26 protein-coding genes are annotated in these 25,382 nt (G+C 73.3%); 6 read left to right on the top strand and 20 right to left on the bottom strand.

Going from position 1 to position 25,382, the window contains the following annotated elements; all coding sequences use genetic code 11:
- Positions 1 to 7: 7 nt before the first annotated feature.
- The 6 genes from lolA to KIT14_16815 all read right to left on the bottom strand — a co-directional run bounded on the left by lolA (position 8) and on the right by KIT14_16815 (position 8,073).
- Positions 8 to 655 (bottom strand): outer membrane lipoprotein chaperone LolA, encoded by a 648-nt coding sequence (gene lolA / locus KIT14_16840; GenBank protein ID MCW5892190.1) that lies wholly within the window; start codon positions 653 to 655, stop codon positions 8 to 10.
- A 40-nt stretch (positions 656 to 695) separates the two neighbouring features.
- Positions 696 to 1,163 carry a hypothetical protein gene (locus KIT14_16835; protein MCW5892189.1) on the bottom strand — a complete coding sequence of 156 codons (468 nt, stop codon included), beginning with the start codon at positions 1,161 to 1,163 and terminating at the stop codon, positions 696 to 698.
- 756 nt (positions 1,164 to 1,919) lie between these two features.
- The gene (locus tag KIT14_16830) at positions 1,920 to 3,143 is read right to left on the bottom strand and encodes an MFS transporter (protein ID MCW5892188.1); all 1,224 of its coding nucleotides are present in this window, start codon (positions 3,141 to 3,143) and stop codon (positions 1,920 to 1,922) included.
- 68 nt (positions 3,144 to 3,211) lie between these two features.
- Complete coding sequence (locus KIT14_16825) at positions 3,212 to 5,584, bottom strand: DNA translocase FtsK 4TM domain-containing protein (GenBank protein ID MCW5892187.1); 2,373 nt, start codon at positions 5,582 to 5,584, stop codon at positions 3,212 to 3,214.
- Positions 5,584 to 6,384 (bottom strand): undecaprenyl-diphosphate phosphatase, encoded by an 801-nt coding sequence (locus KIT14_16820; GenBank protein ID MCW5892186.1) that lies wholly within the window; start codon positions 6,382 to 6,384, stop codon positions 5,584 to 5,586. Before KIT14_16820 ends, KIT14_16825 begins: the two co-directional genes overlap by 1 nt.
- A gap of 36 nt (positions 6,385 to 6,420) precedes the next feature.
- Positions 6,421 to 8,073 carry a ribonuclease J gene (locus KIT14_16815; protein ID MCW5892185.1) on the bottom strand — a complete coding sequence of 551 codons (1,653 nt, stop codon included), beginning with the start codon at positions 8,071 to 8,073 and terminating at the stop codon, positions 6,421 to 6,423.
- Positions 8,074 to 8,259: 186 nt separating this feature from the next.
- Between KIT14_16815 and KIT14_16810 the strand changes: the two genes are divergently transcribed.
- Positions 8,260 to 8,682, top strand: a complete 423-nt coding sequence (locus KIT14_16810) for a single-stranded DNA-binding protein (GenBank protein MCW5892184.1) — start codon at positions 8,260 to 8,262, stop codon at positions 8,680 to 8,682.
- A gap of 34 nt (positions 8,683 to 8,716) precedes the next feature.
- On the opposite strand, the gene radC is transcribed toward KIT14_16810, so the two are convergent.
- Positions 8,717 to 9,370 (bottom strand): DNA repair protein RadC, encoded by a 654-nt coding sequence (gene radC, locus KIT14_16805; GenBank protein ID MCW5892183.1) that lies wholly within the window; start codon positions 9,368 to 9,370, stop codon positions 8,717 to 8,719.
- A 103-nt stretch (positions 9,371 to 9,473) separates the two neighbouring features.
- On the opposite strand from radC, the gene KIT14_16800 reads away from it, so the two are divergent.
- Positions 9,474 to 10,343, top strand: coding sequence for a TIGR03620 family F420-dependent LLM class oxidoreductase (locus KIT14_16800; protein ID MCW5892182.1), 870 nt, complete (start codon positions 9,474 to 9,476; stop codon positions 10,341 to 10,343).
- A 32-nt stretch (positions 10,344 to 10,375) separates the two neighbouring features.
- Here the strand turns inward: KIT14_16800 and KIT14_16795 are convergent, their stop codons facing one another.
- Both KIT14_16795 and moaC read right to left on the bottom strand, forming a co-directional pair.
- The gene (locus KIT14_16795; protein ID MCW5892181.1) at positions 10,376 to 11,554 is read right to left on the bottom strand and encodes a class I SAM-dependent rRNA methyltransferase; all 1,179 of its coding nucleotides are present in this window, start codon (positions 11,552 to 11,554) and stop codon (positions 10,376 to 10,378) included.
- Entirely contained in the window at positions 11,554 to 12,045 is a 492-nt protein-coding gene (gene moaC, locus KIT14_16790; protein MCW5892180.1) for a cyclic pyranopterin monophosphate synthase MoaC, read from the bottom strand. The genes KIT14_16795 and moaC overlap by 1 nt, the downstream gene beginning before the upstream one ends.
- 122 nt (positions 12,046 to 12,167) lie before the next feature.
- Between moaC and trxB the strand changes: the two genes are divergently transcribed.
- Positions 12,168 to 13,130 carry a thioredoxin-disulfide reductase gene (gene trxB, locus KIT14_16785; protein ID MCW5892179.1) on the top strand — a complete coding sequence of 321 codons (963 nt, stop codon included), beginning with the start codon at positions 12,168 to 12,170 and terminating at the stop codon, positions 13,128 to 13,130.
- Between the two features lie 15 nt (positions 13,131 to 13,145).
- Here trxB and KIT14_16780 read toward each other — a convergent pair whose 3' ends face one another.
- The 11 genes from KIT14_16780 to rpmE all read right to left on the bottom strand — a co-directional run bounded on the left by KIT14_16780 (position 13,146) and on the right by rpmE (position 22,094).
- Positions 13,146 to 13,775 carry a hypothetical protein gene (locus KIT14_16780; GenBank protein ID MCW5892178.1) on the bottom strand — a complete coding sequence of 210 codons (630 nt, stop codon included), beginning with the start codon at positions 13,773 to 13,775 and terminating at the stop codon, positions 13,146 to 13,148.
- Between the two features lie 38 nt (positions 13,776 to 13,813).
- A complete protein-coding gene (locus KIT14_16775; protein MCW5892177.1) occupies positions 13,814 to 14,512 on the bottom strand; it encodes a hypothetical protein in 699 nt (232 codons plus the stop codon).
- Entirely contained in the window at positions 14,509 to 15,288 is a 780-nt protein-coding gene (gene hisF / locus KIT14_16770; protein ID MCW5892176.1) for an imidazole glycerol phosphate synthase subunit HisF, read from the bottom strand. Before hisF ends, KIT14_16775 begins: the two co-directional genes overlap by 4 nt.
- Positions 15,288 to 16,019 (bottom strand): 1-(5-phosphoribosyl)-5-[(5-phosphoribosylamino)methylideneamino]imidazole-4-carboxamide isomerase, encoded by a 732-nt coding sequence (hisA, locus tag KIT14_16765; GenBank protein MCW5892175.1) that lies wholly within the window; start codon positions 16,017 to 16,019, stop codon positions 15,288 to 15,290. The genes hisF and hisA overlap by 1 nt, the downstream gene beginning before the upstream one ends.
- Positions 16,016 to 16,645: an imidazole glycerol phosphate synthase subunit HisH gene (gene hisH / locus KIT14_16760; protein ID MCW5892174.1), complete on the bottom strand. Its 630-nt coding sequence runs from the start codon at positions 16,643 to 16,645 to the stop codon at positions 16,016 to 16,018. Before hisH ends, hisA begins: the two co-directional genes overlap by 4 nt.
- Entirely contained in the window at positions 16,642 to 17,271 is a 630-nt protein-coding gene (hisB, locus tag KIT14_16755) for an imidazoleglycerol-phosphate dehydratase HisB (GenBank protein ID MCW5892173.1), read from the bottom strand. The genes hisH and hisB overlap by 4 nt, the downstream gene beginning before the upstream one ends.
- Positions 17,271 to 18,590 carry a histidinol dehydrogenase gene (gene hisD, locus KIT14_16750; GenBank protein MCW5892172.1) on the bottom strand — a complete coding sequence of 440 codons (1,320 nt, stop codon included), beginning with the start codon at positions 18,588 to 18,590 and terminating at the stop codon, positions 17,271 to 17,273. The genes hisB and hisD overlap by 1 nt, the downstream gene beginning before the upstream one ends.
- Positions 18,587 to 19,858, bottom strand: coding sequence for a UDP-N-acetylglucosamine 1-carboxyvinyltransferase (murA, locus tag KIT14_16745; GenBank protein MCW5892171.1), 1,272 nt, complete (start codon positions 19,856 to 19,858; stop codon positions 18,587 to 18,589). Before murA ends, hisD begins: the two co-directional genes overlap by 4 nt.
- A complete protein-coding gene (gene prmC, locus KIT14_16740; GenBank protein MCW5892170.1) occupies positions 19,843 to 20,667 on the bottom strand; it encodes a peptide chain release factor N(5)-glutamine methyltransferase in 825 nt (274 codons plus the stop codon). The genes murA and prmC overlap by 16 nt, the downstream gene beginning before the upstream one ends.
- Before the next feature lie 64 nt (positions 20,668 to 20,731).
- Positions 20,732 to 21,796 carry a peptide chain release factor 1 gene (gene prfA / locus KIT14_16735; GenBank protein MCW5892169.1) on the bottom strand — a complete coding sequence of 355 codons (1,065 nt, stop codon included), beginning with the start codon at positions 21,794 to 21,796 and terminating at the stop codon, positions 20,732 to 20,734.
- Between the two features lie 64 nt (positions 21,797 to 21,860).
- The gene (gene rpmE, locus KIT14_16730) at positions 21,861 to 22,094 is read right to left on the bottom strand and encodes a 50S ribosomal protein L31 (GenBank protein MCW5892168.1); all 234 of its coding nucleotides are present in this window, start codon (positions 22,092 to 22,094) and stop codon (positions 21,861 to 21,863) included.
- 327 nt (positions 22,095 to 22,421) lie between these two features.
- On the opposite strand from rpmE, the gene KIT14_16725 reads away from it, so the two are divergent.
- From KIT14_16725 to KIT14_16715, 3 genes are all read left to right on the top strand, one after another.
- Positions 22,422 to 22,952 carry a cysteine dioxygenase family protein gene (locus KIT14_16725; protein MCW5892167.1) on the top strand — a complete coding sequence of 177 codons (531 nt, stop codon included), beginning with the start codon at positions 22,422 to 22,424 and terminating at the stop codon, positions 22,950 to 22,952.
- Positions 22,952 to 23,335, top strand: coding sequence for a hypothetical protein (locus KIT14_16720; protein ID MCW5892166.1), 384 nt, complete (start codon positions 22,952 to 22,954; stop codon positions 23,333 to 23,335). Before KIT14_16725 ends, KIT14_16720 begins: the two co-directional genes overlap by 1 nt.
- A 165-nt stretch (positions 23,336 to 23,500) precedes the next feature.
- Positions 23,501 to 25,306, top strand: a complete 1,806-nt coding sequence (locus KIT14_16715; protein MCW5892165.1) for a hypothetical protein — start codon at positions 23,501 to 23,503, stop codon at positions 25,304 to 25,306.
- The last annotated feature ends 76 nt before the right edge of the window (positions 25,307 to 25,382 follow it).

Here is a 25,382-nt window from a genome sequence, read left to right as displayed (position 1 = left end):
GCGCGGCTCAATAGGAGGGGGGCGCCACCACGTCAACCCCGTCCGGCGGGATGAAGCGGAAGAGATCGGCCGCCAGCGCGACGTTGCGCTCCTCGTCGGAGAAGAGGATGCGCGTCGTCGTGCCGACCGGGTCGGTGATGCGCGCCTCGGCGACGCTCGCATCCGACTTGCGCACTGCGAGGAAGAGCGTGCCGAGCCCCTGCTCCTGCTTGCGCGGCGTCAGGCGCAGCAGCCACTCCTTGCCCTCGTCCTTCTCGAGCTTCGCCTCGAAGTCGCGCTCGAGGCTGCCGAGGCCGGCGAGGAACGTCACCGGGGTGCTCGACTGGAACGCGCGCGTCAGCGGCGCCTTGATGACCTGCTTCAGGTCGGGCTGGTAGACCCACAGCGTGGTGCCGTCGCCGACGATCAGCTGCGGGTCGGGCGCCGCGTAGTCCCAGCGCATGCGGTTCGGCTTCTCGAAGGCGACGGTGCCCTTCGACTCGAGCGTCCCGGCAAGCGACGGCGACTCGACGACCTGCTTGAAGTCGGCCTTCATCGTCTTCGTAGCGTCGTAGCGCTGCTGCAGACGATCGAGCGCCGTGCGCAGCTCGTCCGCCCGCGCGCCCCCACTCCCGACCAGAACGAGCACGGCGGCGAGGACGGCGGCGAATGGCATCCGGCACGGCTAGCCCGCGCGGCCGGGGTGCGCAAGCGCGTCAGACGCCGAGCCGCGCCTTGCGCCGCAGGAACGGCCGCTCGATGGCGAAGTACGTGAGCATCGATCCCGCCAGCACCACGACGCTCAGGATCGCGAAGACCACGACACCCGCCCCGTTCCAGCCCTGCGGCGACGCGCCCCACCATGCCGACACAGGCCGCAGGCCGAAGTGCAGCACCGGCACGTGCCACAGGTAGATCGAGTACGAGAGGACGCCGATCCCCACCAGGATCGGGTTGCAGAGGAGCACCTTCGTCCGCAGCGGCGCGAGGAGCACGATGATGAGGACGAGCCCCCAGCCAACGGCCTCGGGGACGTGCCAGAGCATCAGCGGCGGCACGAACATGAGCTCCTTCGGCTGACGCAGCACCCAGAGCAGGAGCACCCCCTGGGCCAGCACCACGACGCCGAGCAGGGGCGTCGCTGCCGCCGCGGCGCAGCCAGGGGATGCGTGCGGCCCAGTCACGCAGCGCAGGCCCGTGCGTGCGGTACACCCAGGCGACGGCGATGCCGGCGAGGAACGTCCAGCCGCGCCCGACTACCGAGTGCGCGAGCCGGAACGCCTCCAACCCCGAGTGCGGCGGCAGCCACCCCGCCACCCATGCGCCCCACGTGGCGGCGTAGAGCGCGAGCAGCGCGACCCCGAAGCGGCTGCGCATTGCGAGCGACAGGAGCGGCAGGAGGACGTAGTACTGCGCCTCGGTCGCGAGGCTCCACACGACGTTCGTCCAGGGCGGCATCACCGGCGGTCGGGGCGTAAAGCCGTTGGCGAACACGAGGTAGACCGCGCCGCGCCACCATCCACTGCCGGTCGCGAGGACCGCGACCACGAGGAGGAAGGCGTAGAGCGGGAGGATGCGCAGCGCGCGGCGCTCGGCATAGCGCCATCGGCCGACATGCGGCCCCCCGGCAGCTTCGGCGAGAAACGGCAGCGAGAGAAGGAAGCCGCTCAGCACGAAGAACAGCGACACACCCGTGTGTCCGGAGCGGACGAACGCGACGAGCGGCGAGACCACGGCCGCGCGCGTGTCGGTGCCGGCCAGCTCGAGGGGGATCGTGAAGAAGCGGTCCGTGTGGAACGCATAGACCAGGAGCACGGCGATGCCGCGCAGCGCCTCGACCTCGGGCAGGTACGCGTTGGCACGAATGCCCGCGGGCGGCGCAGAGGCGGGCGAGACGAGGGACACGGCCGCCGCTGGCTAGCCCGCGACCGGGGCGAGGGTCAAACCGCCGCGACCCGCCGGCGACGCGGATCCGTCGCCATGCACACGAGCCCGGCGAGGCTCGCGACGCCCATCAGCACGAACATCGCCCGCCACCCGAGCACCTCGGCGACGAGGCCGCACAGCGGGGTTCCGACCACGGCGCCGAGGTCGAGCGCGGCGGTGTGGAGGCTCACGACCGTGCCCTGCAGGTGGGCCGGCGCGCGCGTGATCGCCAGCGCGTTCAGCACCGGGAAGAGCGTTCCGTGCCCTGCCCCGCAGGCGACGCCGCACAGGACGAGGAGCCCGGGTGCGGGCAGGAGCGCGAGCCCGGCGAGCCCGAGCGCGAACACGGCGAACGCCGGGATCGAGACGCGATGCGGACCGAGCACGTCGAGGATGCGCCGGCCGAACAGGCGGACGACGACGCTCGTCGCCGCATAGGCGCTGAAGAAGGCGCCGCTGCGCGCGATGCCGAGATCGCGCGTGTAGGGCGCGACGAAGAAGAACGCGGCGTTGATGGCGACGCCGAGGAGCATCGTCGCCACCAGCACGACCGGCAGCCCGGGGTGGCGTGCGGCGCGCAGGAGCGCGCCCTTCGCGCTCGGCGCCACCGCCGCGGCGGCCGAGAGGACGCGGGGCCGCTTCGGCACGAGCGGCGTCAGCAGGAGCGACAGCAGGGCGAAGCCCGAGGCGACGAGAAAGAAGGTCGCGAAGCCCGACTCGGCGATGATGGTCTCGCCGAGTACCGGCCCGAGGCCGTTCGCCGACATGCCGGCGACGCCGAACACCGCGATGCCCTCCGCACGCCGCGCCGCCGGCGTCAGATCCGCCGCGTAGGTGAAGTACGCCGCGAACAGCGCGCCCCACACGACGGCGTGCAGCGTGCACCAGAGGTAGAGCCACGGGCCCACGCGCTCGACGCCGAGGAACGGCAGGTACGAGAGCATGTTGAGCAGCCCGCCCACGAGCAGCACCGGCCGCCGCCCGACGCGGTCGAGCAGGAGCCCCACCAGCGGCCGCAGCGCGACGCTCGCCGCGGTGCCGACGCCGAGCACGAGGCCGATGGTCGCCTCGCCGCCCCCGACCTCGCGGATGAACAGCGGGACGAGGATGAACATCGCGAGGCTCATCGCCCCGGTGAAGTGGACCGCGCAGGCGACCCAGAAGTCGCGCGTGTAGAGGGGCGGCAGCGCCGCGGCAGCCGCCGGCGGCGCGTCGGGCGGCACGGCGGCGGTCGACACGGCGGCCAGTCATGACCGCGGCCGCGCGGTGGAGCAAGACGAACCGCGGGCGCCGCGCCCGCCGTCCGTCAGTCCTCGATGCGGCGAGCGATGACCTCGCGGCCCTTCGGCCCGAGGGGCGCCGAGACCACGCCTTCGCGCTCCATGCGCTCGATCATGCGGGCGGCGCGGTTGTAGCCGATGCGCAGGCGGCGCTGGAGCCAGGAGATCGACGCCTGGCGGTGCTCGGTGACCTGGTGCACCGCCTGGTCGTAGAGGGCGTCGTCGAAGTCCTCCTCCGGCGCGCCGCCCTCCTCCTCTTCCTCCTCGCCCTCGAGCAGCTCCATCTCGTAGCGCGGCTGCTCCTGGCGCTTGATGTAGTCGACGACCTTGTGGACCTCTTCGTCGGAGACGAAGGCGCCGTGCAGACGCACCATGCGCGCGGTGCCGGGCGGGATGAAGAGCATGTCGCCCTCGCCGAGGAGGCGCTCGGCACCGACGCAGTCGAGGATGGTGCGCGAGTTGGTGCCCGACGTCACCTTGAACGAGATGCGCGACGGGAAGTTCGCCTTGATGAGGCCGGTGATGACGTCGACCGACGGGCGCTGCGTGGCGAGGATCAGGTGGATGCCGGCGGCGCGCGCCTTCTGCGCCAGGCGGGTGATCGACTCCTCGATCTCGTGGCCGACCGTCAGCATGAGATCGCCCAGCTCGTCGATGATGACGACGATGCGCGGCAGGTGGCGGTGGTTCAGCGTGCCCTCGCCGCGGCCCGAGGCCTGCGGCGCCGCGGCCTCCTCCTCGTCGTCCTCTTCCTCCTCGTCGTCCGCGCCCTCGAGCTCCGGATCCTCGTCGTCGACCTCCTCCTCCTCGTCCTCCGCCTCGGCCTCGGCGGCGCGCGCGGCGGCCGCCTCCTGCTCCTGGGCGATCAGGCGGTTGTAGCTGTCGAGGTTGCGCACGCCCTTGTCGTGCAGGAGGCGGTAGCGGTCCTCCATCTCGCGCACCATGTTGTTCAGCGCGGCGGCGGACTTCTTCGGATTGGTCACGACCGGCACGAGGAGATGCGGGATGTGCTCGTAGACCGAGAGCTCCAGCATCTTCGGGTCGATCATGATCATGCGGCAGTCGCGCGGCGACGCCTTGTAGAGGATCGAGAGGATCATCGCGTTCATCGACACCGACTTGCCGGTGCCGGTGGCGCCCGCGATGAGGAGGTGCGGCATGCGCGCGAGGTCGTGCGCGTAGACGTTGCCGGTGGTGTCCTTGCCGAGGCCCAGCGTCAGCCGCGACTCCGACGAGGCGTAGGGCTCGGCCTGCATGACCTCGCGGATGAAGACGGTCTCGCGCTTCGGGTTCGAGACCTCGACGCCGACGACGGGCTTGCCCGGGATCGGCGCCAGGATGCGCACCGACGCCGCGCGCAGCGCCATGGTGAGGTCGTCGGCCAGGTTGACGATGCGCGCCACGCGCACGCCCGGCTCGGGCTCGAACTCGAAGGTGGTGATGACCGGGCCGGGCCGCACCGCGACGACCTTGCCGGCGACGCCGAAGTCGGCGAGCTTGTTCTCGAGGATGCGCGCGCTCGTGTGCAGCGCCGTCTCGTCGATCGGCGCGGTGCCCTTCTGCGGCAGGTCGAGCAGCGCCAGCGGCGGCAGGCGGTAGGTGTCGGCGGCGAACAGCTCCTCCTGCTCCTGGACGCGCTTCGCCTTCTCCTTCTTCACCGGCTTCGGCTCGGGCTCGCGGATGATCGGCGGCGGCGCGATCACGCGCCGGGGGGCGTCGTCCTCGACCACCTGCGTGAGCGGGATCGGGCCGCCCCGGCGTGCCGGGCGCGCACGTGGCTTTTCGACCAGCGCGGGCTGCGGCGCCGCCGCGCGGTACTCGCGCAGGCGCGCCAGGCCACCCGCCAGCGCTTCGCCGAGCGAGCGCCCGCCCGTGCTGGCGAGGCCCCAGAGCTTCTCGCCCATCTCGATCGCCGACATGCCGGTCGCGAGCACGAGCGCGACGACGATCAGCACGACGAGCACGAGCCCGGCGCCCGGCAGGCCGACCAGGTCGCGCAGCGCAGTGCCGAGGAAGCCGCCGAGCCACCCGCCCCCGTTGACGCTCGGACGCCCGCCGGCGACCAGCCCGCCCAGCGCCGCGACGCTGCCGACGAGCAGGCCCGCCCCGGCCATGCGCACGCCGCCCAGGTCGTCGCTCGAGCGGCGCAGCAGCGCCACCGTGACGCAGCCGAGATAGACGGGGAACAGATACGCGGCCGCACCGAGCGCGCGCAGCGCGACGTCGGCGATCGCGTGCCCGACCGCGCCGCCGAGATTGTCGCGCGGCGCCTCCGGCACGTACGAGATCAGGCTCAGGAAGAGGAACAGCGCGACGGCACCGCCGGTGATCGCCTCGGCCTCGCGCACGAGATGGCGGGCGGGGCTGAGCTGCGGCTGCGCGGAACGCTTCGCCGCCATCAGGACAACGCCGCACCGAGGAGCACGGCCACGCCGAGCGTCCAGGTGTAGTAGGCGAACCAGTGGAGTCGGCCGCTGGCCACCGCACGCATCACCAGCCAGATGGCCACGAGGCCCGTGATCAGCGCGACCAGGATGCCGGCGGCGAGCGGCGTGTAGGCCTCGGGCCCGAGCGCCAGCGCCTTCGGCCCCTCGAGCACGACGGCGCCGGCGATCGCCGGGATCCCCAGCAGGAAGGAGAAGCGCGCCGCGACGTCGGGGCGGATACGCCGGAAGAGCGCCGCCGCGATCGTCGAGCCGGAGCGCGAGACGCCGGGCAGCAGGGCCGAGACCTGGAAGACGCCGATCATGATCGCGTCCCTGCGATCGAGCGTCTCCTCGCTGCGGAGCGCGCCGCGCACGCAGCTGCCGAGGAAGACGAGCGTCCCCGTCACCAGGAAGCCGCCGCCGATCACCCACAGCGAGTCATAGGTGTCGGCGACGAAATCGCGCAGCGTGAGACCCACGATCGCGGCGGGGATCGTGCCGACGCCGACCAACCACACCCAGCTGCGCAGCCAGCCGCTCCGCCGCGGCTCGAGCAGCTCGCGCGCCATGCCCCACAGGTCGGCCCAGAAGTAGATGATGAGCGCGACCAGCGTGCCGGCGTGCAGGGCGACGTCGATGGCCAGCTTCTGGTCCGCCGGCATCGGCGTCAGGAACTGCTGCGTCAGCGCCAGGTGCCCGTCGCTCGACACCGGCAGGAACTCCGTCAGCCCCTGCACCGCGCCGAGCAGACACGCTTCGCCCACCGAGATCATCCCAACCACTCCCCGACCACAGCGGCGACCGGTGTACTACATCTCGAGCACGAAGGGCAAAATCACCGGGCGGCGGTCCAAGCGCTTGAAATATCGCCGGAGTGCGCGCCGCACCTCCTCCTGGACCTCGGCCGTGTCGGTGCGCGACTCGGGATTCACCCCGGCGAGCGCGCCGAGCACGGCGTCCTTCGCCGCCTCCATCACCTCCGGGCTGGCGTCGTCGGCGAGGACGCCGCGGGAGATCAGGTCGGGCCCGGCGATGACGTCGCCCGAGTGCTGCGCCAGCGCCAGGATCGCGAGCACGAAGCCGTCCTCGGAGAGGTGGCGGCGGTCGCGCAGGACGACGTCGCCGACCTCGCCGACGCCCTTGCCGTCGACGAAGACGCGGCCGACGGTCACGCGCTCCGCCCGCCGCGCGCCCGCGGCGTCGAGCTCGAGGACGTCGCCGTTCTCGAGCAGATGGCAGCCGTCGGGCGGTACGCCGACCTGGCGTCCGAGCTGCTGGTGGCGGACGAGGTGCCGGAACTCGCCGTGCACGGGCACGAAGTGTCGCGGCCGCACGAGGTTCAGCACGAGCTTCAGCTCCTCCTGCGACGCGTGCCCCGAGACGTGGATCGGCGCCGTGCGCCCGTAGTGGACGATCGCGCCGCGGCGATACAGATGGTTCACGAGGTTCGCGATCGCGCGCTCGTTGCCGGGGATGATGCGCGACGAGAGGATCACCGTGTCGCCGGCGTCGAGATGGAACTGCTTGTGCGCGTCCATCGCGATGCGCATCAGCGCCGACGCCGCCTCGGCCTGACTGCCGGCCGAGATCACCGTCACCTGCTCGCGCGGCAGGTCGCGCACCACGCCGAGGTCGACGATCACGCCCTCGGGGACGGTGAGGAGGCCCAGCTCGCGCGCCGTCGCCACGTGCGCCGTGAGGCTGCGGCCGATCAGCGCCACCTTGCGCCCGAAGCGGATCGAGAGGTCGATCGTCTGCTGCATGCGGTGCAGGTGCGACGAGAACGTCGTCAGCACGATGCGCCCCATCGCCTCGCGGAAGATCGGCTCGAGGTGCGTGCCGACGGTGCGCTCCGAGGGCGTCACGCCGGCGGTCTCGACGTTCGTCGAGTCCGACATGAGCAGCAGCACGCCCTCCTGCCCCAGCTCGGACAGCCGCCCGAGGTCGGGCAGGCGGCCGTCGAGCGGCGTCTGGTCGATCTTGAAGTCGCCGGTGTGGACGACCGTCCCGTGCGGCGTGCGGATGGCGAGGCCGACGCTGTCGGGGATCGAGTGCGTCATCGCGAACGGGGTGACCGCGAAGTCGCCGACCCGGATCGGCTCGTCGGCGAAGGTGGCGAGCGTCGCCGAGAGCTCGTGCTCGCGCAGGCGGCTGCGCACGAAGCCGAGCGTCAGCGGCGTGCCGTACACCGGCACCGGGAACTCGGGCAGCACGTACGGCAGCGCGCCGATGTGGTCCTCGTGCCCGTGGGTGAGGAAGATCGCCTTGAAGCGCTCGCCGAGCGTGCGCAGGTAGGAGAGATCGGGGATCGCGAGATCGACGCCGAAGCGCTGCTCGTCCGGGAAGGTGACGCCGCAATCGATCGCGATCGCGGTTTCGCCCAGCTCGAGGATCAGGAAGTTGAGCCCGATCTCGCCGAGCCCTCCCAGCGGGATCACCCGCAGTGGTGGAATGACGCTCATCGAGCCTCCGGCGTTCGGCCCCGAAGGGCGGCAACTCGCCGTAGATACGCGGCCCACGGGGGACGGGTCAACGACGTTGGGGGCATGCCGCTCGAAGCGGACGTCGCGGCGACAACGGCGGTCGCCTCCGCGCGTTGACCGCCGCGGGGGCGGGTCCTATGGTCCGCCGATCGAAGGGAGGCGGCGATGTCGCTCAACAAGGTGATGCTCATCGGCAATCTCGGGAAGGATCCCGAGGTCCGGTTCACGGGAGGCGGCCGTGCGGTCGCGAAGTTCCCCATCGCGACCAGCGAGCAGTTCCAGGATTCGAACGGTCAGCGCCAGGAGCGCACCGAGTGGCACAACATCGTCGTCTGGGGGAAGCAGGCCGAGACCTGCGGCCAGTACCTCCAGAAGGGCCGCCAGGTCTACATCGAGGGCCAGATCCGGACGCGCCAGTACGACGACAAGGACGGCAACCGGAAGTACATCACCGAGATCAACGCCCAGCGCGTGCAGTTCCTCGGTGGCGGCGCCGGCCGCGGCGAGGGACGCGGCGGCGGCATGGGTCACGCGGGCGAGGACGTGCCGCCGCCTCCAGGCCCCGAGGACGACGACATCCCGTTCTGAGGGCCGCGGCGAACGCCGCCGCCCCGACGCGGGTTCACCACCGCGCGTCCTCGGCCAGGCTGACGTAGCGTCCCTGGCCGAGGACGACGTGGTCGAGCACCCGCACCCCGAGCAGCTCGCCCGCCCGCCGCAGGCGCTCGGTGAGCGCCAGATCCTCCGCCGACGGCGTGGGATCGCCGCTCGGATGGTTGTGCACCAGGACGAGGGCCGCCGCCTGCGCCCGCAGCGCCGGCGCGAACACCTCGCGCGGATGGACCAGCGCCGCGGTGAGCGTGCCCGCCGAGACGCACACCTCGCCCTGGATGCGGTTGCGCCCGTCGACGAGCAGCACGACGAACACCTCGCGCTCCAGCTGTGCCAGGCGGCCGCGGAAATGCGCCCACACCGCGGCCGCGTCGCGCAGCGGGGCGTCGAGCGGCAGCGGCACGGTGGCCAAGCGGCGTCCCAGCTCGAGCGCCGCGCGCAGCCGCGCCGCCGGCCGCCGCCAGCGCCGGCCGAGCACGGCACGCCAGGCGGCGTCGCCGCGCTCGAGCCCGCGCAGATCGCCCGCCGCGGCGATGAGCGCCTCGGCGCGCGCCCGATCGCCGTCGCCGAGGCACACGGCCAGGAGCTGCGCCTCGTCGCACGCGGCGGCGCCCGCCATGAGGACCCGCTCGCCCGCGTCCGCCACCCGATCCCCGTCCGTCATGCGGGCGTCGTAGTCGGGGCCGCCGGCAGAGACGATCGCTCGCGGCGCACGTCGCCGGCGCAACCGGCTTGCCTCGACGTCGGATCCCGTTAGCGTCGCGCCCATGCAGCTGCCCCGCTTCGGCGTCTTCGCCTTCCTCGACGAGCTCTCCGGCCGCGACACCGTGGAGCTCGCGCGCACGGTCGAAGGACTCGGCTACGGCGTGCTCTGGATCGTCGAGGCCCTCGGGCGCGATGCCTACGCGCACGCGGGCCATCTGCTCGCGGCCACCGACCGGCTCGTCGTCGGCTCCGGCGTCGCCAGCATCTGGACGCGGACGCCGCAGCAGGCCATCGCCGCGGCGCGCACGCACGCCGAGGCGTCGGGCGGCCGCTTCGTGCTCGGGCTCGGCGTCAACAACCCCGCCTCGGCGACGATGCGGGGGTTCATCTACGAGAAGCCCGTGACGGCGATGCGCCGCTACCTCGAGGCGATGCGCACGACGCCGTGGACGGCGCCGGCGCCGCCGGCCGAGCCCCCGGTCGTGTTGGCCGCGCTCCAGCCGCGCATGCAGGCGCTCGCCGCCACCGACGCGGGCGGCGTCCTCACCTACTTCGCGACCCCCGGGCACACGCGCCGCACGCGCACCGCGCTCGGCGACCGCCTGGTGTGCGTCGAGCAGGCCGTCCTCCTCGAGTCGGACGCGGCCCGCGCCCGCACCGCCGCCCGCGCCTACATGCGCTTCTACGTCGAGGGGCTGCCGGTCTACCGCACGCACCTCGCGTCGCTCGGCTTCGACGAGGCGGACTTCGCCGGCGACCTGTCCGATCGCCTGGTCGACGCCATCGTCGCCTGGGGCGGGCCCGAGCGCATCCGGGAGCGGCTCGCGGCACACGTCGAAGCGGGCGCCGATCACGTCTGCCTCCTGCCGCTGCCCGTGGGCGGCGGCCACGCGCCCGACCGCGGTGCGCTCGAGGCGCTGGCGCCGCGCTGACGGCGAGGGGAGTCGCCGGCGGAGACGACTCCCTACCCGATGCGGAGCAAGAGCGCCTTCAGGTATTCGCCCTCCGCGTGCGCGAGCGCCGTCGGGTGGTCGGGCGGATGGCCGAGCGTCGCGACCACGCGGACGGAGCGGCCGGCCGCGGCGGCGGCGTGCGCGACGACCTCGCGGAACCCGCGCGCGTCGAGGTGCTGCGAGCACGAGCACGTGAGCAGCCAGCCGTCGGGCGACACGCGCCGCAGCGCCTGCAGGTTGACGTCGCGGTAGCCGCGCAGGCCGGCGGCGAGATCGCGCCGGCGGCGCACGAACGGCGGCGGATCGAGCACGACGAGATCGAACGGCTCGCGGCCCTCGCGCAGCCAGTCGAAGGCGTCGCCCTCGACCCAGGTCGCGAGCTCGGGCGCGAGCCCGTTCAGGGCGAACGCCTCCTCGCCGAGCGCCAGCGCCGGGCGCGACGTGTCGACGCTGATCACGTGCTCCGCGCCGCCGAGCGCCGCGGCGACGGCGAAGCCGCCGGTGTAGCCGAAGACGTTCAGCACGCGCCGCTCGGCGGCGAGCCCGCGCACGCGGGCGCGGTTGTCGCGCTGGTCGAGGAAGAAGCCCGTCTTCTGGCCGTGCACGACGTCGACGAGGAGCCGCATGCCGAGCTCGTCGATCTCGAGGCGCGCCGGCGGCTCGGCGCCGGCGCGCACGCCGCGTGCGCCCGCGATGCCCTCCTCGGCGCGCACGCCGCCCTCGCTGCGCTCGTAGATGGTGCGCGGCGCGAGCCGCTCGAGGAGCGCCTCGACCAGCAGCGGCACGAGGCGCGCGGCGCCGGCGGTGAGGATCTGACAGACGAGGACGTCGCCGTAGCGATCGACGATCACGCCGGGCAACCCGTCGCCCTCGCCGTTCAGCACGCGGTAGGCGGTGAGATCCGCCGGCAGCGTCGCGCGCCGCAGCGCCAGGGCGGCGTCGAGACGCCGCAGGACGAGGGCGCGGTCGACGGCGACGTCCTCGAGCGCCAGCACGCGCACCGCGATCGTCGTCTTCGGGTTCGCGTAGCCGAGCGCGACGAAGTGCCCGTTCGCGGCGGCGATACGCACCGGCTCGCCGGGCTCGCACGACGCCAGCCCCGAGGCGATGGCGCCGGAGAAGATCCAGGGATGGCCGGCGCGCACCGGACCTTCGCGGCCCGGGCGGAGCGTCAGCGTACGCAGCCCCATCACTCCCCCGCGCGGCGGTACGCGCCGCTGCGGCCGCCGCGCTTGCTGACGAGGCGCACTGCGCCGAGCGTCATGTCGCGATCGACCGCCTTGCACATGTCGTAGAGGGCGAGCCCCGCCACCGCGACCGCCGTCAGCGCCTCCATCTCGACCCCCGTGCGCGCCGTCACCCGCACCCGGCTCTCGATGACGACGCGCGCGCGCTTCGGATCGGGGGTCAGCGTCACCTCGACGTGGTCGAGCGGCAGCGGGTGGCAGAGCGGGATCAGGTCGGCGGTCCGCTTCGCGGCCATGACCCCGGCCAGCTTGGCGACCACGAGGACGTCGCCCTTCGGCCACGTGCCCTCGGCCACCTGGCGGAGCGTGGCCGGGGCCATGGTGACCTCGCCCCGAGCGACGGCCTCCCGTGCGGTGACCCGCTTCGGCGAGACGTCGACCATGCGGGCCCGTCCGCGACGGTCGGTGTGCGAGAGACGGGGGGGGCGCGGCATGGATCGTCCCGGCTACAGGAGCCCGCCCGCCCGCTCAAGGGCGGCGGCCGCGGCGCGAGCCGAGGCCGTGTTCCCGCGCAACCGTTGCCGAGGCCGGTGCGAGAACCCATACTGCCGAGACCATGTCGGAGACCGCGACCCACACCCCCACCCTCCACAAGGTGCTGATCCTGGGCTCGGGCCCGGCCGGCCTCACCGCCGCCATCTATGCCGCCCGCGCCAACCTCGCGCCCACCGTGGTCGAGGGCTCGCAGCCGGGGGGGCAGCTCACCATCACCACGGACGTCGAGAACTACCCCGGCTTCGCCGACGGCATCCTCGGCCCGGAGATGATGGAGATCTTCAAGAAGCAGGCGGCGCGCTTCGGCACCACGTTCCTCTACGGCGACGTCTCCAAGGTCGACCTCTCGAAGCGTCCCTTCACCGTGACCCTCGACGGCGTCACGCACGAGGCCGAGAGTCTCATCGTCGCGACCGGCGCCAGCGCCAAGCTGCTCGGCCTCGAGAGCGAGAAGAAGCTCATGGGCTACGGCGTCTCGGCCTGCGCCACCTGCGACGGCTTCTTCTACAAGGGCAAGGAGGTCGGCATCGTCGGCGGCGGCGACACGGCGATGGAGGAGGCGCTCTTCCTCACCAAGTTCGCCACCAAGGTGAACGTCCTCCACCGCCGCGAGGAGCTGCGCGCGTCGAAGATCATGCAGGACCGCGCGCTGCGGAACCCGAAGATCGAGTTCGTGTGGAACGTCGCCGTCGACGAGATGCTCGGCGATCCGCAGGCCGGCGGCCTCACCGCGGTCCGGCTCGAGGACACCAAGACCGGCGCCAAGCGCGACATGCCGCTCGAGGGGCTCTTCGTCGCCATCGGCCACGAGCCGAACACGAAGCTCTTCGCGAACCAGCTCGAGATGGACGACCGCGGCTACATCCTCACCAAGGACCGCTCGACCTACACCAGCGTCGAGGGCGTGTTCGCCTGCGGCGACGCGCAGGACCCGACCTACCGCCAGGCGGTCACGGCGGCGGGCAGCGGCTGCATGGCCGCGATCGACGCCGAGCGCTGGCTCGAAGCCCAGCACGCCGGCTGACGGCCGGCGCCGGCGCTAGTCGGGCAGCCGGATCGTCGGCCCGGGGGGGCAGCCCGCGAGGAACGTGGGGATCGACTCGCCGGCGAACGGCAGGCTCGTGAAGGACGCGTCGCCCGGCTTCGACTGCACCATGTAGGCCCAGTGGCTGAGGGTGCCGCCGGCGGCGGGCCCGGTCATCTGGTTCACCATGGTCCACCTGCCGTGCTTCTTCACCATGTGGCCGAGCGGCGTGTTCGTCACCACGCCGGTCGCGACGTCGTACATCGTCAGGTAAACTCGCTTCTGGGGCGTCACCTGGCCGAGCATGTACTGGCAGGTCGGGACCAGCGCGCCGGTCAGCTTCACGACCACCGTGCCGGTGAAGTAGCCGTTGAAGTAGTCGGTGACGTGGAAGACCGTCTGCCCGCGCGCGACCACGAACTCGGCGGTGCCGAGCGGATGGTAGATCGAGTAGATGCCCGCCTCGGGGACGATCCAGTAGGTGTCCGCGAACCAGGCCCACTTGTCGTACGTCCCTTCGGGTGCGCTGCCCTTCGCCGGCGAGGCGGCGGGCACCTGCGTGCCGGCCGTCGTCGCCCATGGACGCAGGGCGGGCACGGCCAACGAGACCGCCAGGGCGAGGGCCATGGGACCGCGATGGAGCATCGTCCATCCATCGGCCCACCGGGGCTCCGACTTGAGGCCTACATCGAGGCGCGGCGCTTGAACTCGCGGGCGCGGCGGCTCGACGTCGCCAGCTCGAGATAGAGCAGGCCGCGCACGATCGACGCGTAGGCTACCACCAGCCCGACGGCGGCGATCGTGAAGAAGCCGAACGGCCCTGCCGGCAGGATCCGGTCGAGCCCGAATGCGAGCGCGAGGAGCAGGATCGTGGCCGGGAACCACTCGATCCAGTTCGTGCCGATGAAGCGGTAGCTCGCCATCAAGAGGTCGGGCCCGCTGTAGCGGCCGAGATAGATGAGCTCCAGCACGGCGTTGAAGAACACCGCCATCGCGAGCGAGAGGACGATCGCGACCAGCTCCGAGGCCGGCGCCACCACCAGGTTGAGGAGCAGCCGCAGCACGAAGATCAGGAAGAGGACGTTCACCACGTCGCCGAGGTAGGTGGCGAAGCTGCGCGGCAGATCCGGGAGATGCGCGCGGCCGGTGCCCTGCACGACCTGCTCCATGAAGTGCAGCCACGACGAGACGCAAGCCGACAGCGCCAGCGTCCACAGGATGCCGCCCACGAACCCGAGGGGCGCGAGCCACACGTTCAGGAAGAGCAGCCCCATCGGATAGCAGACCACGAGCAGGGCGAGGGGCCAGTTCGCCGCGGTCAGCACCGCGCCCTTGCGGAACACGCGCACGTAGAGCGCGAGCGTGTCCGTGAGCCAGCTCACACGGGCTCCCGTCGCATCCACACGCCGCGCGCCGCGCAGTGCTCCTTCGCCTCGGCGACGGTGTGGGTGCCGTAGTGGAAGATCGAGGCGACGAGCGCCGCCGACGCCCCGCCGGCGGTGAGCCCCGCGACGAGATGGTCGAGCGTACCGGCGCCGCCCGAGGCGATCACCGGGATCGACACCGCGTCGACGACCGCGCGCGTCAGCTCGAGGTCGTAGCCGGCCTTGGTGCCGTCGCGGTCCATGCTGGTGAGCAGGATCTCGCCGGCGCCCATGCGCTCCATGCGCGCCGCCCACTCGAGGGCGTCGAGCCCCGTCGGCCGCCGGCCGCCGTGCGTGAACACCTCCCAGCCCTTCGCCGCATCGTCGGCGTCGCGGCGGCGCGCGTCGATGGCGACGACCACGCACTGCGCGCCGTAGCGCTCCGACGCTTCCCGTACGAACTCGGGGTTCTCGACCGCGGCGGTGTTGATCGACGCCTTGTCGGCGCCGGCGTTCAGCAACGCCCGCACGTCGGCGACCGTACGAACGCCGCCGCCCACGGTGAGCGGCATGAAGACGCAGTCGGCGGTGCGCGCGACGATGTCGAGGATGATCGGCCGCTCCTCGTGCGACGCGGTGATGTCGAGGAAGCACAGCTCGTCCGCGCCCTGCGCGTCGTAGCGGCGCGCGATCTCGACGGGATCGCCGGCGTCGATCAGACCCTGGAACTGCACGCCCTTCACCACCCGGCCGGCTTTGACGTCGAGGCACGGGATGATGCGGCGGGCGAGCATCAGGCGCGCTCCAGGGCGGCGATGCCGTCCGCGAGCGAGACGGCGCCGGTGTAGAGCGCGCGGCCGACGATGGCGCCGGCGACGCCGTCCGCCGCGAGCCCGGCGACGCCGCGCAGGTGCGCCACCGTGCCGACCCCGCCCGAGGCGATCACCGGCACACCGCCCGCCGCGCGCGCGACCGCGCGCGTGCCCTCGAGGTCGGGCCCGCGCTCGGTGCCGTCACGGCCGATGTCGGTGTAGATGATCGCCGCGGCGCCCAGCTCGCGCGCCTGCGCGGCGAGGACCGTGGCTTCCAGCTGCTCGCCTTCGAGCCAGCCCGCCGTGCGCACGAGCCCGTCGCGCGCGTCGATGCCGACGGCGATCCGTCCGGGATGCCGCCGGCAGAGCCGCGCGCAACGCCCCGGCGCGCGCGCCGCCATCGTGCCGACGACGACGCGCGCCGCACCGGCGTCGAGGAGGGCCAGCGCCGCGGCGTCGTCGCGCACGCCGCCGCCCACCTGCACGGGGATGCGCAGCGCCGCGCAGATCGCCGCCACGAGCGGTGCCTGCACCGGCCGCCCGGCGCGGGCGCCGTCGAGGTCGACGACGTGGAGCCAGCGCGCGCCGGCCGCCTGCCAGCGTCGCGCCATGTGGACGGGGTCGTCGCCGTAGATGGTCTCGCGGCCGAAGTCGCCCTCGGTGAGGCGCACGCAGCGGCCGCCGCGGAGATCGATGGCGGGATAGAGGATCATCGCGTTCCGTTCACGAGGTCGACGAAGCCCTGGAGCAGCCGCAGCCCGGTGCGCTGGCTCTTCTCGGGGTGGAACACGCCGGCCCAGACGTTGCCCTGACCGACGCTGGAGACGAACTCGACGCCGTACTCGGTGGTCGTGGCGACGACGTCGGGATCGGTCGGCAGCGGGTGGTACGAGTGCACGAAGTACACCCAGGCGCCGTCGTCCACGTGCGCCAGCGCCGGGGAGCGGCGGCGGATGCGGAGCTGGTTCCAGCCCATGTGCGGCACCTTGCGCTCGGGATCGCGCGGGAAGCGCACGACCGTGCCGCCGAAGATGCCGAGCCCCGCGACGCCCGGCGACTCCTCGCTCGCCTCGAACAGGAGCTGCATGCCGACGCAGATGCCGAGGAACGGCCGTCCCGACGACGCAGCCTGGCGCACCGGCTCGACGAGCCCCGCCTCGGCGAGGTTGCGCATGCAGGTGCCGAAGGCGCCCTGCCCCGGCAGCACGACGGCCGGCGCGCGTGCGATCACGTCCGCATCGCTCGTGATGACCGCGGCCTGACCGAGCGTCTCGAGGGCCTTCTGCGCGCTGCGCAGGTTGCCGACGCCGTAGTCGACGATGGCGATGGCGTCCGTCACCCGTCGAGCGTCCCCTTCGTCGACAGCACGCCGCGCACGCGCGGATCGCGCTGGGTGGCGAGGTCGAGCGCGCGGGCGAGGCCCTTGAACGTGGCCTCGACGATGTGGTGCGGGTTGCGGCCCGAGAGCATGCGGACGTGGAGGTTCATGCCGGCCTGGTTCACCAGCGCGAGCAGGAAGTCGTGGATCAGCTCGACGTCGAACTGGCCGATCTTCGCCTGCTTGATCTTCACGTCGTAGACGAGGAACGGGCGGCCCGAGAGGTCGACGACGATCTGCACGAGCGCCTCGTCGAGCGGCACCGTGGCCTCGCCGAAGCGGCGGATGCCGGCCTTGTCGCCGAGTGCCTCGCGCAGGGCCTGGCCGAGCACGAGCCCGACGTCCTCCACGGTGTGGTGGTCGTCGATGTCGACGTCGCCGCGCGCCGCGATCGTCAGGTCGAAGAGCCCGTGCTTCGCGAGCAGGTCGAGCATGTGGTTCAGGAACGGCACGCCGGTGTCGACCTTCGCCTGGCCGGCGCCGTCGAGGCCCAGGCGCAGCGTGATGTCCGTCTCCTTGGTCTTGCGCGCGACCTGGGCCGTACGACCCCGGCCACGCGCGGGGGCGCGACGTGCAGCGAGTGCCATCAGCGGGTTCCTCCGTTGCCGGCGAGCCGGATCTCGACCGAGCGGGCGTGCGCGTCGAGGCCTTCGAGCCGCGCCAACCGCGCGACGGTTGGCCCGAGGCGGCGCAGCGTGCGCGGCCCGGCCTCGATGAGGCTCGTGCGCTTCACGAAATCGTAGACCCCGAGCGGCGACGCGAACCGCGCCGTGCCGCCGGTCGGCAGGACGTGGTTCGGGCCGGCGACGTAGTCGCCGAGCGCCTCGGGCGCGAAGCCGCCGACGAAGATCGCGCCGGCGGAGCGTAGCTGCGGCAGCAGGCGGCGCGGACGCCGCACCGCGAGGCCGAGGTGCTCCGGCGCCAGCCGCTCGGCCAGCGCGACGCCGTCCGCCATCGACGGCACGACGACGATCGCGCCGTAGCGCTGGAGCGAGCGCGTCACGATCGCACGGCGCGACAGCGCGGCCGTCTGCCGGTCGAGCGCGCCGGCGACGCGCAGCGCGAGCCGGCGGTCGGGCGTGATGCAGATCGCCGCGGCCTGCGGGTCGTGCTCGGCCTGCGCCAGCATGTCGGCGGCGACGTGCTCCGCGTCGGCGGCGCGGTCGGCGAGGATCACGACCTCGCTCGGCCCGGCGATGGCGTCGATGTCGACCTGGCCGTAGACGAGCCGCTTCGCCGTCGCCACCCAGAGGTTGCCCGGGCCGACGATCTTGTCGACGCGCAGCACGCTCTTCGTGCCGTAGGCGAGCGCCGCCACCGCCTGCGCGCCGCCGACGCGGAAGAGCGCGTCGACGCCGGCCACGTGGCAGGCCGCGAGCGTGATCGGCGCGTAGCCGGCGGCGCCGGCGGGCGAGACGGCGATCACCTCGTCGACGCCCGCGACCCGCGCCGGGACCACGGTCATGAGCACCGTGGACGGATACGCGGCGCGCCCGCCGGGCACGTAGACGCCGACGCGCTGGAGCGGGCGGATCATCTGGCCGAGGCGCGCGCCGGTGGCGTCGCGGAACGTCCACGAGCGCTCGCGCTGGCGGGCGTGGAAGGCGCGAATACGGCGCGCCGCGGTCGCGAGATCGCGGCGCGTCGCCGCCGGCAGGTCGCGGAACGCGGCCGCGAGGTCGTCGGCGGGGACGCGCAGGCGCGCGGGCGTGAGCTTCACCCCGTCGAAGCGGCGGGTGAGCTCGCAGAGCGCGGCGTCGCCGCGGCGGCGCACGGCGGCGATGATCGCCTGCACGCGCTGCTCGACGGCGGCGCCGGCGGTCTCGCCGCGGCGCTCGAGGCGCGCGAGCCGGTCCTTCGCCGCGGCCGTGCCCGCGTCGAAGACGAGCGCGCGGGCGCTCGTCACGCCGCCGCCTCCCGGACGCGTTGGACGTCGGCACCGAGGGCGCCGAGCTTCGCCTCGATGTGCTCGTAGCCGCGATCGAGGTGGTAGACGCGGCTGATGCGCGTCGTGCCGCGCGCCGCGAGCCCCGCCAGCACGAGGCAGACGCTGGCGCGGAGATCCGTCGCCATGACCGGCGCGCCGGAGAGCGTCGCCGGGCCGTGCACGCTGGCGACGTTGCCCTGGACGCGGATGTTGGCCCCCATGCGTGCCAGCTCGGCGGCGTGCAGCATGCGGTTCTCGAAGACCGTCTCGGTGAACGTGCTGGTGCCGTCGGCGCGCGTCATGAGCGCCATGAACTGCGCCTGCAGGTCGGTGGGGAAGCCCGGGAACGGCATGGTCTTCACCTCGACGGCGCGCAGGTGGCCGTTGGCCTCGACGCGCACCGCGCCCTCCTCTTCCACGACCACGACGCCGGTCTCGCGCAGCTTCTCGACGAAGGCGTCGAGGTGGTCGACGCGCGCGCCGCGCACGCGCACCGAGCCGCCGGTGATCGCCGCCGCCACCATGTACGTGCCGGCCTCGATGCGATCGGGGATGACGCCGATCTCGGCGCCGTCGAGCAGCTCCGGCCGCCCCTCGATCGTCACCACCGACGAGCCCGCGCCCTCGACGCGGGCGCCCATCACCTGGAGCGCGCGCGCGAGGCAGACGTTCTCGGGCTCGCAGGCCGCGTTCTCGAGCACCGTCGTGCCGGCGGCGAGCGCCGCCGCCATCATGAGCTGCTGCGTCGCGCCCACCGAGGGGAAGTCGAGCACGATCTTCGCGCCGCGGAGCCGATCGGCCTCGGCCTCGACGTACCCCTCGACCATGCGCAGCCGGGCGCCCATGCGCTCGAGGCCGGCGAGGTGGAGATCGACCGGCCGCGCGCCGATGGCGCAGCCGCCCGGGGTCGACACGCGCGCGCGCCCGAAGCGCGCCAGGATCGGGCCCAGCACGAGGAACGACGCGCGCATCGTCTTCACCAGCTCGTACGGCGCCTCGGTGGTCACGATGTCGCGCGCCTCGACGACGATCTCGTGCCCGTCCGGGCTCTCCGTCACCTGCGCGCCCAGATGGCGCAGCACGGCGAGCGCGGTGCGGATGTCGGCGAGCGCGGGGACGTTGCGCAGCACGCAGCGCTCGCGCGTGAGCAGCGTCGCGAACAGCAGCGGCAACGCGGCGTTCTTCGAGCCGCTCACCTCCACCTCGCCGTTCAGAATGGCGCCCCCCCGGATCACGATCGCGTCCATGCCCGCTCCTCTTGCGTCGTCCTGCGTATGCCCGCGATCCGCTCGATGCCGGCGCCGTCGCGCAGGACGACCGGCGGCTCCCATGCAGCCCGCCGCGCGGTCCGCGCGCGCAGCGCGTCTCCCTGCCCCATCCCGATCTCACTCACGAGCCAGCCGCCCGGCCGCAGCACGCGGGCCGCCGTCTCCAGCAGCACGCGCAGCACGTCCAGCCCGTCGGGTCCCGCGGCCAGCGCGAGGCGCGGCTCGAAGTCCCGCACCTCGGGCATGAGGCCCGCGAGATCGGGCTCGGCGACGTAGGGCGGGTTCGTCACGACCAGATCGAAGGCGCCGTCGCACCACGCCGACAGCAGGTCGGCGCGCACCAGCGCCACGTCCGGCGCGTGCCGCGCGACGTTCGCGCGCGCGACGGCGAGCGCGTCGGGCGACACGTCGCTGGCGACGACCAGCGCCTCGCGCCGCTCCCGCGCCACCGCGATCGCGACGGCGCCGCTGCCCGTCGCGCAGTCGAGGATGCGCCGCGCGTCGGGCGCGAGCCGCAGCGCGGTCTCGACGAGGAGCTCGGTCTCCGGCCGCGGGATCAGCACGCGGCGGTCGACGACGAGGTCGCACGACCAGAACTCGCGCGTGCCGAGAACGTACGCGACCGGCTCGCGCCGCGGCGCGCGAGCAGCGGCGCGAAGCGCGCCGCCGCGTCGGCGGGCATCGACCCGCGCGCCGCCAGCACGAGCCCCGCGCGCGACGTGCCGAGCGCGTGCGCGAGCAGCACTTCGGCGTCGGCGCGCGGCTCGGGCACGCCCGCCGCCTCGCAGCGCGCGATCGCGTCCGCGAGCACGGCGGCGACGCTGGGCGCGTCGTTCGCGGCAACCCTGGACATCACGACGCCGCCTCCAGCGCTTCGGCCTGCGCCCGCGTCGCGAGCGCGTCGATCAGCGGATCGACCTCGCCGTCCATCACGCGGTCGAGCTGGTGCAGGGTCAGGTTCACGCGGTGGTCGGTCACGCGGTTCTGCGGGAAGTTGTAGGTGCGGATCTTCTCCGAGCGGTCGCCGCTGCCGACCATCGCCTTGCGGTTGGCGGCGATCTGCGACTGCTGCTCGGCTCGCGCCCGCTCGAGCAGCCGCGCGGCGAGGATCTTGAGCGCCTTCGCCTTGTTCTTGTGCTGCGACTTCTCGTCCTGGCACGAGACCACGAGCCCGGTCGGGAGGTGCGTGATGCGCACCGCCGAGTCGGTCGTGTTGACGCTCTGGCCGCCGGGCCCCGAGGAGCGGAAGACGTCGACGCGAAGGTCCTTCTCCGGCATGTCGACCTCGACCTCGTCGGCCTCGGGGAGGACGGCGACGGTCACGGCCGAGGTGTGGATGCGGCCCTGGGTCTCGGTGGCCGGCACCCGCTGGACGCGGTGCACGCCGCCCTCGAACTTGAGGCGGCTCCAGGCCCCCTCCCCGTTCACCAGGGCGATGACCTCCTTGAAGCCGCCGAGCCCGGTCGGGCTCGAGGTGAGCACCTCCACGCGCCAGCCTTTCCCTTCCGCATAGCGGGTGTACATGCGGAAGAGGTCGGCTGCGAACAGGGCCGCTTCGTCGCCCCCCGTCCCGGCCCGGATCTCGAGGACCGTGTTGCGGACGTCGTTGGGATCGCGGGGGAGGAGGAGGAGCTTCAGGCGCTCGTCGAGGGCGACGAGACGCTCCTCCAGGGCGGGGAGCTCGGCGCGGGCGAGGTCGCGGACGTCGGGGTCCGGGTCGCTCTGCAGCTCGCGGTGCTCGGCCAGCTCGCGGTCGAGGCGCTGGCGCTCCCGCCAGGCCACCACGGTCTCCTCGAGCTGCGCGCGCTCACGCGACAACGTCGCGTATTCACGGCGGTTCTGAATGACCTCGGGGTCGACGACGAGGCGCTCGAGCTCCTCGAAGCGCCGCTCCAGCTCCGCCAGCCGCTCGAGCATTCAGGCGCCTCCCGTCCCGAGCCGCCGGCTCCCGGGGAGCCGGGCCGCCCCGGATGCAGGTCGCTCAGCTCTCGGCGGGCTGGGCCGGAGACGTCGGGCTCTTCTTGCCGTACTTGCGGTTGAACCGCTCGACGCGGCCGGCGGTGTCGATGAGCTTCTGCTTGCCGGTGAAGAAGGGATGGCACGCCGAGCAGATGTCGACGTGGATGTTCTCGACCGTTGAGCGGGTCTCGACGACATTGCCGCAGGCGCAGACGATCCGCGCCACCTCGTACTTGGGATGAATGCCTTCCTTCATGGCGAACGTCGGGTCTAACAGGGCATGTCGCGTAGCGCAATGCGGTCCGGCCCGCTCGCGAGGCGCACGGCACGCTCCCGGCGTCGAGATTTTTGCGTTGACAGCCTGGGGACCGGCCCGTACGGTCGCCGCCGTGATCGTGGAGCTGCACGCGCGTCCGTGTCGTCCGTCGCGGTGGTCGGGCCCCTGCCCGTCCGCGCTCGGACGACTCGTCCGATAGCCGCGGCGGCGCTCCATCAGACGGCCCACCACCCTCGCGAGGCTGGTGGGCCGTGCCGTCTCGAGGCCCGGAGCCACCCCTCGCAGCACGCGAAAGGGATTCCTCCGATGACCTCCGAACCGACGACCCTCCACCGCCCCGGCGCCCGGCGCGCCGGCCTCGGCGCCGCCAGCCTGCGGGCGGTGGCGAACGCCATCGTCCGGCGCACGGCCCTGTGGAAGCCGCTCGTGCGCTACGACGCCGACCAACGCTGGTTCATCCGCCTCTACCGCACCGCCGACGTCGAGGCCTGGCTCATCACCTGGACCCGCCGGCAGGGCCTCGAGCTGCACGACCACGGCGGCTCGTCGGCCGTCGCCGCCGTCCTCGAGGGCGAGCTCACCGAGCTGTGGAGCGACCTCGCCGTGCCGGCCGAGCCGCTCCGTCGCCGGCGCTGGGCGACCGGCAGCGTGCAGGCCCTCGGCCCCGGCCACGTGCACGACGTCCACAACGAGCGGGCGACGCCGGCGGCGAGCCTGCACGTCTACTCCCCACCCCTCACCGCCATGACCTTCTACGCGCATCGTGAGCCCGGTCTCGTTCGCCTGCACAGCGAGCCGGCCCGCGGACCCGAGCGGCCCGCCCTGGAGGTGGCGTGATGGCCACGATCGCCGAGATCCTCGAAGCTGCCCGTGCCCGCCTCGCCCGCGCCGACGTCGCCACCGCCGAAGCCGTGATGGCGCGCGGCGGCCTCGTCGTCGACCTCCGCCCGCTCGACGAGCGCCGGCGCGAGGGCGAGATCCCCGGCGCGATCGCGATCGGCCGTAACGTGCTCGAGTGGCGTCTCGACCCCGCGAGCCCGAACCGCATCCCGGAGGCGACCGGCCCGGCGCAGGACATCGTCCTCGTCTGCACCGAGGGATACGCCTCGAGCCTCGCCGCGGCCGGGCTGCACGACCTCGGGCTCATGCGGGCGACGGATCTCGTCGGCGGCTTCCGCGCCTGGGCGGCGAGCGGCCGGCCGGTGCGGCGTCTCGGCTGAGTGCCGCGCCCGCTTCGCGCTGCACACCGAGGCAGCAGCGGGGACGTCGGCGCGCGACGCAGGCCCGGCCGCCCGGCGATCCACGACGGAACGAACCTTGCGACGGCCACCCGCATGGGTGGCGCGTCGTACAGGCGGGAGCGGCCCGGCGCATGCCGGGCCGGGGTGGTGTTGGCCGTCGCGGTCGCGCTCTGGGCAGGGCGGGCGGCCGCCGATCCGGGCGCGCTCGTGCGCATCACGACGCGCGCCCGGGTCGGCGTGCTGCTCGACGAGATCCCGCCGGCGATGCGCGACCGCGTCGCCGCGGCGCTGCTGGCCGCGCCGCCGGCGTTCTGGGAGGCGCGGGCACGGATGCAGCTCGAGACGACGACGTATCGGCTCGTCTACCGCTCCTTCTACTACCCGGCGCGGACCGGCCGTCGGCAGCTGCCGCTGCCGCCCGCCGAGGCCTGGACGGTGACCACCGAGCCGCCGAAGCGCGCCCGCCTCCAGGGGCACGACATGGTCCTCGCGCCGTATCGCCTCGAAACGGTGCTGCTGAGCGATCCGGCGTCGCCGGCGCTGTCCGAACCGAAGCTGCGCCGCGCGGGCGGCTCGTGGCACGAGAAGTTCCAGCTGCCGGCCGATCCCGAGCTGCTGCTCCAGCGCACCGGCTTCGCCTGCATGGACGAGGCCGAGTTTCCGCCGAACAGCGTCGACGAGGAGAACGCGCGCGCGTTCTTCGACGACCAGTGCACGGTCGAGAAGCCGGGCGCCCTCTCCTGCCACCTGACGCCGCCGCTGCCGAAGGAGTCGTGCCGCAAGGCGCTGAAGCGCCACGTCGGCCGCGTGCCGGTGGCCCTGCGCTTCACGCGCCTGCGCTGGGACCCGGCGGTCGCCGACCGCTACCGCGTCGGCGAGGTGACCGCGCCCACCGGCGACCTCGCCGTCGTGCGCGAGGGCCTCTTCGATCACCGCCTCGAGTACCGCTACATCCCCGCCGACTCGTGCGCCGTCGCCGAGGGCTGCGTGAAGGGCACGGGCTGGCGGCGGCTCCTCAAGTTCACCGCCAGCGTGCGCAACACCGGCGGCGCGGCCGTGCACATCGGCGCCGTCGACTTCTTCCTCGAGGGGCTGAACCCGGCCAACGAGCAGCACAACATCTTCGAGTTCAGCGCCTGCCACGGGCACTACCACTTCTCGCACTACGGCGACTTCCTCTTCGCAGGGACGACCGGCGACAAGCGCGCCTTCTGCCTGCAGACGACGCAGCGCTACTCCAACAACGAGAGCACGTCGCTCGTCTCGCCCTACGCCGACTGCAACTACCAGGGCATCTCGGCCGGCTGGGGCGACGACTACATCGCCGGCATCGAGTGCCAGTGGATCGACGTCACCGACGTCGACACCAGCGCCGGCCCACAGACCGCCATGCTCTCGTTCGACGCCAACCCCGACCAGTTCCTCTGCGAGGGCCGCCCCATCCTCGACGAGCACGGCAATCCGGCCTTCGTGCCGACCGAGTTCGTCACCGCCGACGGCAAACCCGTCGACCGCTTCGCGTGCGACTTCGATCCGGCCTGGCAGGCGAACAACTACGCCGAGGTACCGGCGACGCTGCCGCGGGTCGGCGCCCAGGTGACGGGCGCCTGCACGCGCGGCCAGCTCGGCCCGCGGCGCGACTGCGGCTTCACCGCCGGGCCGAGCATCGCCTGCACGGCGGGCCAGCCGGCAACGTTGCGCTGCACGCTGCCGGCGGGCGCAGCGCCGCAGGTGGTGCGCGCCTGCGAGACGAGCGCCGTGCTCGGCACGGGCGTCGACTGCGCGTACCGGCAGGCGCTGGCGAACGTTCTCGTCGAGGGCGAGGCGACGGCGGCGGTCGCGTGTCCCGCTGCGCGCGACGCCGACGAGCCGGGTGGGCAGGTCGCGCTCTACGCGGCGCCGGTCTGGGACGGTGACGCGCTCGCGCCGCCGTCCTGCACCCTCGAGTGAGCCCGCGGCGGCCTCGGGCGGCGCCGGGTCGTACACCAGGTGGCGCACGGCGAGATGGGCGGATGGCCGCACTGGA

Source organism: bacterium, assembly GCA_026129405.1.
Lineage (GTDB): Bacteria > Desulfobacterota > Binatia > DP-6 > DP-6 > JAHCID01.
This window is presented reverse-complemented; position numbering and strand designations above follow the sequence as displayed.